Source organism: Burkholderia sp. APQ4-4ca (genome assembly GCF_057837105.1).
In genome coordinates, this window is the sequence record NZ_JBYQCG010000178.1 from 1 (window position 1) to 3,415 (window position 3,415).

5 protein-coding genes and 1 pseudogene are annotated in these 3,415 nt (G+C 58.6%); 4 read left to right on the plus strand and 2 right to left on the minus strand.

Going from position 1 to position 3,415, the window contains the following annotated elements:
* Both AC3IFE_RS20435 and AC3IFE_RS20440 read left to right on the plus strand, forming a co-directional pair.
* The coding region (locus tag AC3IFE_RS20435) for an ATP-binding protein (protein ID WP_489191746.1) at window positions 1-343 on the plus strand (343 nt) is incomplete at its 5' end.
* A gap of 58 nt (window positions 344-401) precedes the next feature.
* Window positions 402-1,142, plus strand: a pseudogene (locus AC3IFE_RS20440) (tyrosine-type recombinase/integrase); the annotation flags it as partial.
* Window positions 1,143-1,186: 44 nt separating this feature from the next.
* Here AC3IFE_RS20440 and AC3IFE_RS20445 read toward each other — a convergent pair.
* A complete protein-coding gene (locus tag AC3IFE_RS20445; RefSeq protein WP_059576479.1) occupies window positions 1,187-1,591 on the minus strand; it encodes a PIN-like domain-containing protein in 405 nt (134 codons plus the stop codon).
* The gene (locus AC3IFE_RS20450; protein WP_059576482.1) at window positions 1,588-2,271 is read right to left on the minus strand and encodes a hypothetical protein; all 684 of its coding nucleotides are present in this window, start codon (window positions 2,269-2,271) and stop codon (window positions 1,588-1,590) included. Before AC3IFE_RS20450 ends, AC3IFE_RS20445 begins: the two co-directional genes overlap by 4 nt.
* A gap of 522 nt (window positions 2,272-2,793) precedes the next feature.
* Here AC3IFE_RS20450 and AC3IFE_RS20455 point away from each other — a divergent pair.
* Complete coding sequence (locus tag AC3IFE_RS20455) at window positions 2,794-3,291, plus strand: hypothetical protein (protein WP_489191747.1); 498 nt, start codon at window positions 2,794-2,796, stop codon at window positions 3,289-3,291.
* Window positions 3,221-3,415 (plus strand): transposase (locus AC3IFE_RS20460; RefSeq protein ID WP_489191748.1); only part of this gene is annotated, 195 nt, incomplete at its 3' end. The genes AC3IFE_RS20455 and AC3IFE_RS20460, both read left to right, overlap by 71 nt.

Genomic DNA, 3,415 nt, shown 5'->3' on the forward strand with positions numbered 1-3,415 from the left:
GATCGCCCATAAGCTGATGTACGTCGACCTGGTAATCCTCGACGAACTGGGCTACCTGCCGTTCAGCCAGACCGGTGGCGCATTGCTGTTCCACTTGCTCTCGAAGCTGTATGAACACACGAGTGTCGTGATCACCACCAACCTCAGCTTCGGCGAGTGGGCGACCGTGTTCGGGGACGCAAAGATGACGACGGCGCTGCTGGACCGCGTCACCCATCACTGCCACATCGTCGAAACGGGCAATGAATCCTGGCGCTTCAAGTCCAGCTCTGCCAAGGCGAAGGCAACCAGAAAGAGAGCAGCAAAAGCAGCAGGCAGTGAGGAGTTATCCACACCGGAGTAGATGTACTACGCTGTCTCGGGGTGGGTCAGATTTAGATGAAAACGGTGGGTCAAGATTCGGTGGAAATCAACAAGCAAAGCGCATCCTCCAGCGATCGCGGGCCGTGTTCCAGTACGGCATCATGACCGGTCGATGCCCTCGCAATCCTGCTGCGGACATTGACGCTGAAACTGTTCTCAAGAAAGGAACTGGCGTCAAACACATGGCTCGGGTCAAGCCCGTCGAAATTCCGCAGCTCATGCGGGACATCGCCGCGTACCAAGGCGACCTAGTTACTCGACTGGCGCTCCGTTTCATGGCACTGACGTTCACTCGGACAACCGAGATGATCAACGCCGAGTGGGATGAGTTCGACGAACGCGCCGCCGAATGGCGGATTCCACCCGAGCGGATGAAGATGCGCGACCCGCACATTGTCCCGCTCTCGCGCCAAGCGCTCGACGCACTGGCCGCGTTGCGCGAACTAAACGGCGCCCACCGGCATGTGTTTTATAGCGTCCAGGGCCGAAGCCACATCTCGAACAACACGATGCTCTACGCGCTCTACCGGATGGGCTACAAGTCGCGAATCACAGGCCACGGATTCCGCGGGCTGGCCGCTACTGTGTTGCGCGAGCTCGGTTACACCCGCGATGTCGTCGACCGACAACTCGCCCATGCCGAACGCAATCAAGTCACTGCAGCGTACGTGCACGCCGAATTCCTGCCGGAGCGCCGGAAGATGATGCAGCACTGGGCGGATCACCTCGATGCACTTGAGGCTGGCGCGGCGGTCATCCCGATCAACATCGGGCGATAGGCGATTGCGTTCGCACCCGAAACGCTCGCGCCCGAATACTCGTCCTACAGCTTAACCTGCTCGAATCGCCCTTTGCCGGAAAAGCTGTAGGGAACCTTGAACGCGGCACCACCTTGCATCCCCTCCGACTGTTCAATGATCCTCGGCCACCAGCGCACGATGTTATGGGATATGTCCCAGAAAGTGCGCTTCGACCAGCTCTTGTCCAAAAAGAAAACGATCAGGCCGGCACGACTCAGTACCTCACGCTCCAACCCCTTGTTCAGCCTATCGTGAGTGATCACCGACCAGCCGCCTTCTGCCGATAGCGTCTTGATCCAGTCCTCGTCCCTGCAGTCCTGTTCGAATTTTTCACGCAAATGCATCACGGGATGTCCGCGGGGGTCGCTCAACGCATGGAGAGCCCTTGCCAGGGCAGGAGGAAGATTATTGTCGACGAAGAACTTCACGCAGCCAGACTTTCTTCGAAGGCGACGGCCGCATCTACTGCGGCGACGGGCACTTCATAGAGTCTTGCTACAAGGTTCCTATCACCCTCCACGTTGAATGCCTCGGACAGGATTGATGTCCTGACAGAACCGTGCGTGACGATGGGCTTGCCGAATGCGATCGCAGGGTCCAGCACAATCGCCTTGCTACGCGGAGACGGGTACCACCGGGAAGCCAACCGGTCTGCGCCGAACTCGATACCGGTGCGCAGCGATGGCTCAATGATCTTCCGGAACGCGTACTGCTGTTTCACCAGATCTAGCAGCTCGGTTTCCCCGGTTTCCTCAATAGCCGATGCAAAAATCGTTCGGCCATCCGTGCGGAACTGCTGCGAGGTGAACGGGTAATCCGTATTGAAAAGCTCGCGTGCACGCTGGCTCGCGACGCGAATCGTCTGCAGGCTGACACCGTGCTCGCGAAACGCATGTACGAACCGAACTTCCAAGAGGTCGTGAAAGCTGATGCCGTCGAGGTCATCACCGGCAAGTGCCGTTTCCCAGAGCGGGCCAACGGAAACCGATTCGTGCTTCTTGTCCCGGTAGGAGTATCCATCCAGCCAGCGGCGTAGGTCCCTGACCGGTATTTTCGTCAGCAGAGCCGCCTCATGGAAGGTATACAGGCCGATGCCAGTGAGCTGCATAACCCCTCCCTCCCCAAAATTGACCTGCCGCGAGATACCCGGTCCCTAAGCGATCCAATTCTACCTAAATTCGCCGACCGTCCTCCCACTGCGCTATAGCAGTTCATTCCCGCCCAACCACACTACCTCAGCGGGACGACTGAGGCCGGTCGCTGCAGTTCGTTTGGCCGGTCTCGGCTCATACCCGTCCTTGGTCAATCGCGGCCCTCATACTTTCGAACGCGGCACCATGTGCTGCATCGAGTGTCTCAAACGGCCCCGTTACCTCTGCTGTAACCACGACAGGCTCACTCGCTATAGCCAATGGGCTTTTTCTGACCACTTGGTAGGCAATCCAGTACTCGCCGTCGATCTTCCTCACCGCAGCGTCCAATTCACGCCCCATGTAACGGCAAGACCGATGAATGTTTCCGACCTCTATATCTTCCATGGCATTTCTCCGGGAGGGTAGCGCCCTCCGATGGTACGTCTCCGGGACAATGTGGCCTACCATATGTGCCATAACATTCGAGGAGCCGCACAGTGAACGTCTACTTCGACAACAACACCTTGGCCAAGCTGGTCCAAGCCGGCATCGATCCAGTCACGGCGCTCGCGGATAGCGAGTTCACTCTAGCGGTGATGCCGGACCTCGCCACCGAGTACCAGCAGGGCATCCAAAGCGACAACGCAACACCGGCCGAGAAGGAGCTATGTCGGCGCCTCCTCGCTGCTGCACCCGAGCGCGGCATCTTCGGCTTTGCCGGCCCGGACGGATCGAGCAACGGTTATTCTGGGTTCGACCATGGCTACTGGGCGGATGAAGGCACGATTCAGACGTTGCAATCAGTCAAAGTCACCGAGCGGCCCGGCAAAGCGATCCGTAAGCCGTCAATAAACGACGCCCTACCAATGGTAGGCAGAAGGTCAGATGCTAAGTGTCCGCGTGGACACATGCACTCAGACCGTGATGACAGAGAAACAGGACCTTCGAAGCAGACTGGTGGTTGGCCGCAGACGGGATGGCCGGCGGGAATTTGATGAAGATGCCGTGCGGGAGCTGGTCGAGTTTTGCCTGAGGCCGGGGGTATCGATCGCCCGGGCGGCCATGGACCATGACGTCAATCCGAACCAGTTGCGTCGCTGGATCTCGCGCCATCAGCAG